At 38.9% G+C, this 1998-nt stretch carries 2 protein-coding genes; both read left to right on the forward strand.

Annotated features, from left to right (window positions below):
- On the forward strand, positions 1–268 hold a 268-nt coding region (locus KCG35_RS24925; RefSeq protein ID WP_215822555.1), incomplete at its 5' end, for a hypothetical protein.
- Positions 269–1166: 898 nt separating this feature from the next.
- Positions 1167–1760 carry a hypothetical protein gene (locus KCG35_RS24930; protein ID WP_215822556.1) on the forward strand — a complete coding sequence of 198 codons (594 nt, stop codon included), beginning with the start codon at positions 1167–1169 and terminating at the stop codon, positions 1758–1760.
- Positions 1761–1998: the final 238 nt, after the last annotated feature.

A 1998-nucleotide genomic window follows, 5' to 3' on the forward strand; every position in this document is an offset into this window, starting at 1 on the left:
AATCAGGCATATATATGATAAGTGGAAGTTTGGCAGAAGTGCATCATACCATATGTACAGTGCGAAGTTATGGGGTATAACACTTTTCATAGGATTTGTTCATTTGTTTCTTACAGGTAGTGTTGGGCTTCCAATATATAGTGCTGTTGGTATGGGAATTTTGACGGACATTGAAGGCTTAATTGCTTCTTTTATATTAAGCTCATGGCATGCTGATGTGCCCAGTGTTTTTCATGCGTTGAACATAGAGAATGAAAATAAAAAATAATTTACAAAGCTCATATTGAAGAAATATTCATTGTTTTCTCAAAAGCTAATTGAGCTTGAAAGTTTAAAGCTTAAAAGTCATTAGGTTTTTAAGTTTGGTCTACTTTCTGTTAATAGGATCGCAGTGAATGCTTATGACACCTTTTCAATTGGGGTCAACCGCTGACTGATGCCATTGTAAGAGGGTCGGTGAAATACAGACTCCTATCAACGGTGGGCTTGAAATAGTAATAAAAGAGCTTGAGGCACACAATGTGTGCATGAACGTTTGAACCCATGAGTTATCTATCAATCGTGATAGCTTGCGGTTTAAAAGGCCCTCCTCAATGAGGCGACCTTTTTGAGAGGTAGAAGTTACAAGTCATACGTGGATAGGATAGAAGACATACCAATGTATTCGTTCGCACAATGTGCGTAGGAGAAGGTATATATTGGTTGACGTTCATAAGTATTAAAAGATATGTCTACTCGACATATGCTTTATGGAAGCTTGGCGCAATTGGTGACTAATGAGATTACCGTCCACATTGTGGAGACGAATGTGGACCCTTGTGAGCTCACTCATACTGAGGCAGCTAGGGTTGAAGAGGGATAAGGTTCGACCACTCCCGTACACTGTGCGGATGAATAGCGGATCTTGTGTTGCGCTCTGCTTAGACATATCGATAAGCCAAGAGGGTACTCATCATACGAGTACACTTTGTATCAACGCTGAAAGCAACGTCATTTCTCTTATATTCAGTCAGTTATGAGAGGAGGCAAAGACTGGGGGCTACCGATGGGATGATGAGCTTGGCGACAGGCGAGGTTCAATTGATTGTGAGGCGTGTTATTGAACACTACACTTGTAAAGTAAATCTGACTTGTTGAAAGCACTGCAATAATGGAGCTTATTGATAATGCAAAAATATATCATACTGATTGTTTCAGCAATTGTTGTATGGTTTTTATTTTTCAAGGAGGGAGAAGTCTCGATAGGGCCGGGTGTTTATGCGATTGATGCGCCAGAACAAAAGACAAAAAGCACAGCCAAAACATTTCAAGTTAATGGATATACCTTAACAGAAATGGCATCCTTTAAACTAAAAGCCAAAGTGCTTTCAAAAAAGAATTATTCACTCGGACGAGAAACAGATTTATCACCTGTTGATTTAGCCTTAGGATGGGGAAGAATGTCAGATGAGAGTGTTATAAATAATATTACATTTTCTCAGTCAAATCGTTGGTATTATTGGCGAACCGATGCCTATCCCATTCCTCGTCGAGAAATAGAAACATCAAGTGCTAATATGCATATGATTCCTGCCAATGAGTTTGTTGAGGATGCGTTAAAATCAGTCAAAAAAGGGGACATTATTCAGTTAGTAGGCAGTTTGGTGAATGTAGAGGCTAATGATGGTTGGCGTTGGAGAAGCTCAGTGACTCGAACGGATACGGGAGGAGGATCATGTGAGTTAATTTGGGTGGAGAATTTAAGTATAGTAACACCATAATATTTTTTAAATAAATTTATAATAAAATGGTTGACTTTATAATACACTTGTTTTACAGTACTTACATTGATGGGTCCTTCCTACAGAATTATTACCGATCGCAACAAAACCCCCCACGGTAGACGCATAAAATTTCCACCCCTATACACCGCACCAGCAGTTAACTTTTAGTCTATAAAAATAGTGTTTTGTATCCATTTATTCTGAGGCATAAATCCGTTTTATCTGGGGTCTGACC

This window comes from Zooshikella harenae (assembly GCF_018837975.1).
GTDB classification, from domain to species: domain Bacteria; phylum Pseudomonadota; class Gammaproteobacteria; order Pseudomonadales; family Zooshikellaceae; genus Zooshikella; species Zooshikella harenae.